We start from the raw sequence: 3321 nt of genomic DNA, 5'->3' as shown, positions 1-3321 counted from the left end.
CCCGCCGCGCCGCCCCCCCCCCAACCCCTACCCCCCCCCCCTAAACCTCCCCCCCCCCCCCGCCCACCCCCCGGGGCCGCCCCCCCCCCGGGGGGGCCCGCCCCCTCGGCTGTGTATCGCGGGTCACGACGCCGAGTGCGCCCGTCGTGTGTCGCCCACATAGGCCGACCACAGCGCCAGGTAGGCGCCGCCGCGCGCGAGCAGTTCCGCGTGCGTGCCCGCCTCGAGCAGCCTGCCGTGGCCGAGCACGACGATCAGATCGGCGTCGGCGGCGGTGGCGAGTCGGTGCGCCACCACCAGGGTGGTGCGCCCGCTGGTGAGCACGTCGACGGCGGCGCGCACCCTGGCCTCGGTGGCCAGATCCAGCGAGGCGGTGGCCTCGTCGAGGATCAGGATGTCGGGCTCGACCAGCTGGGCGCGGGCCAGCGCCAGCAGCTGCCGCTGTCCGGCGGACAGATTGCGGCCGTGCTCGCCGATCGGCTGGTAGTAGCCGTGTTCGAGCGCGGCGATCATCTCGTGCGCGCCGACCGCGCGGGCCGCCCACTCGATCTCGGCGGGGGTGGCTTCCGGCTTGCCGTAGGCGATGGCGGCGCGGACGGTGTCGCCGAACAGGAACGGCTCCTGCGGGACCACGCCGAGCCGTTTGCGGTAGTCGCGCAGCCGGTAGTCGCGGATGTCGACGCCGTCGACGAGCACCTGCCCCTCGGTGGGGTCGTAGTAGCGGGCCAGCAGTTTCACCAGCGTGGACTTGCCCGCGCCGGTCTCGCCGACCAGCGCGACCTTCTGTCCCGGCTCGATCCGCAGGTCGATGCCGGTCAGCACCTGTCCGGCCGGGCCGCCGTCGTAGGTGTAGCCGACCCCGCGCAGTTCGATCGCGCCCTCCAGTCCGCGCACCGGCCTGGCGTTCTCGGCCTCCGGGGTGGTGACCTCGGTGCGCAGCAACGCGCCGAGCCGGTCGACGCCGACCACCGCCTGCTGGTAGCTGTCGAACACCTGCGACAGCTGCTGGATGGGGGAGAACAGCAGATCGATGTAGAGCAGGAAGGCGATCAGCGTGCCCGCGGTGATCACGCCCGTCCGCACGTCGTGCACGCCGACGGCCAGCACCGCCGCGGTGGCCACCACCGACATGAACTCCACGAACGGGAAGAACACCGCCATCAGGGTCTGGCTGCGCATCCTGGCGTCGCGGTACGCCCAGGAGCGGCGTTCGAACTCGCGCTGGTTGACCGCCTCCCGCCGGTAGGCCTGGGTGACGGCGATGGCGTCCACGTTCTCCTGCAGGTAGGCGTTGGCCGCGCTGATCCGGTCCCTGGCCAGGGTGTAGGCGGGCACCGACAGCCGCCGGAACAGCACCGTGGACACGACGAGCACCGGCAGCAGCGCCAGCACCACCACCGCCAGCGCCGCGTCGACGATCAGCAACGCGACCACGACGCCCGCGATGGTGAGCGAACTGGTCAGCGCCGTGGCCAGACCGGTCTGCAGGAACGCCGAGAGCCCCTCGACGTCGGTGGTCATGCGGGTCATGATGCGCCCGCCCAGTTCGCGCTCGTAGAACCGCAGGCCCAGCCGTTGCAGGTGGGCGAAGGTCTTCACCCGCAGGCCGAACAGCAGCCGCTCGCCCGCCCGGCCGGTCACCCGGACCTGCGCGGTGGTCACCAGCCAGTCGGCCGCCACCACGACCAGCCCCAGCGCCCCCGCCCCGAGCAGCACCACGCGGGCGCCGACCAGCACGCCGTGGTCGATGCCGTAACGCACCAGGAAGGGGATGGCGATCTGGGCGATCGCGTCCAGCGCGACCAGGCCGAGCCCGGCCAGCAGCGGCAGCGCGAACGGGCGGAGCAGTCTGGGCAGCGAGAACCGGGGGTCGGGCGTGCGCGAGAACGATTCCGGCACATCGGGTTCCCCGCGCAGCGGCGGCAGCTGTGCCATCCGGGCGGCCACGGCGCCGCTGGGCGGCGCCGAGGTCATCATGCCGCCGCCGACGCCGCGGCCCATCGCGCCGGGAGCGCCCGCCGCGCGCTGGGCGAAGGAGCGCGCGGCCTGTTCCAGCGCCCGGTCGTCGTCCTCGCCCGCGGCCGGTTCCACCCACAGTGGGGCGGTCGGGTCGCCGGGACCGGTGGCGCCGTCGACGCCGATGCCCTCCACTTCCGGCGGGGTGAACAGGGCGCGGAACAGTTCGCCGGAGGAACGCAGTTCGTCCGGGGTGCCGAGCTCGGCGATCCGGCCGCCGTCGAGGACCGCCACCCGGTCGGCCAGCGCCAGCGTCGACATGCGGTGCGCCACCACGAGCGTGGTGCGAGCCCGCACCTCGGCGGCGATACGGCGGAAGATCGTCTCCTCCACCTGGGCGTCGATGGCGGAGGTGGCGTCGTCGAGCACCAGGATCGGCGCGTCGGTGAGCAGGGCGCGGGCCAGGGCGATGCGCTGGCGCTGCCCGCCGGACAGCCGCTGGCCGCGCTCGCCCAACGGGGTGTCCAGACTGTCGGGCAGGCCGCGGACGAATTCGTCGGCGGCGGCCAGGTGCAGCGCGTGCCAGATCTGCTCGTCGGTCGCCTCGGGACGGCCGTAGGCCACATTGGCGCGCACCGTGTCGGCCATCAGATAAGTCTCCTCGAAGACCATCGCCACCCTGGCGCGCGCGTCGGGGATGCGGCGGATGTCGACGCCGTCGAAGAGCACCGCGCCGGAGTCGGGTTCGAACAGCCGCGGCAGCAGCCGCATGAGCGTGGTCTTGCCGCTGCCTGCGCCGCCCGCCAGTGCCACGGTCTCCCCGGCGGCGACCGTGAGATTCAGCCCGTCGAGCACGGTCACCTCGTCGAAGGCGAAACGCACATCGCGGAATTCGACGCTCGGCGGCCGCTCACCCGGCGCGTCCGCCACCACCGGCGGCGCGGGCGGGGCCGGGGTCTCGATGACCTCGCGCACCCGCTCCAGCGAGGCCCGGCCCTGCTGGCTGACCGTCAACAGCATGGAGAACTGCCGGATCGGATTGACGAACAGGCCGAGATAGGTCATGAACGCCAGGAAGGTGCCCAGCGTGATGGACTGTTCGAGCGCGAGGATGCCGCCCACCACCAGCACCAGCGCCTGGCCCACCGCGGGCACGCTCGCCATGGCCGGGGTGAACAGGCTGGTGATCCTGGTCAGCCGCAACCGGGAACGGTAGAGATCGCGGGCGTGGTGCTCGAGCCGGTCGAGTTCGTGCCCCTCCTGCCCGAAACCCTTGACCACCCGTACGCCCGCCACCGCGGCCTCCACACTGATGGCGACTTCGGCGGCGCGGGCCTGGGCGTCCCAGTTCGCCGGGAACAGCGC

The 3321-nt window shown here is 73.2% G+C and carries 1 protein-coding gene; it reads right to left on the bottom strand.

The genetic code is table 11. The features are described 5' to 3' along the window. Positions 1-123 precede the first annotated feature (123 nt). Positions 124-3321, bottom strand: a 3198-nt coding sequence (locus tag QH283_RS00915; protein WP_280501120.1) for an ABC transporter ATP-binding protein, incomplete at its 5' end; no start/stop codon positions are given.

The sequence above is a fragment of the Nocardia farcinica genome (genome assembly GCF_029867845.1).
Lineage (GTDB): Bacteria > Actinomycetota > Actinomycetes > Mycobacteriales > Mycobacteriaceae > Nocardia > Nocardia farcinica_A.
This window is presented reverse-complemented; position numbering and strand designations above follow the sequence as displayed.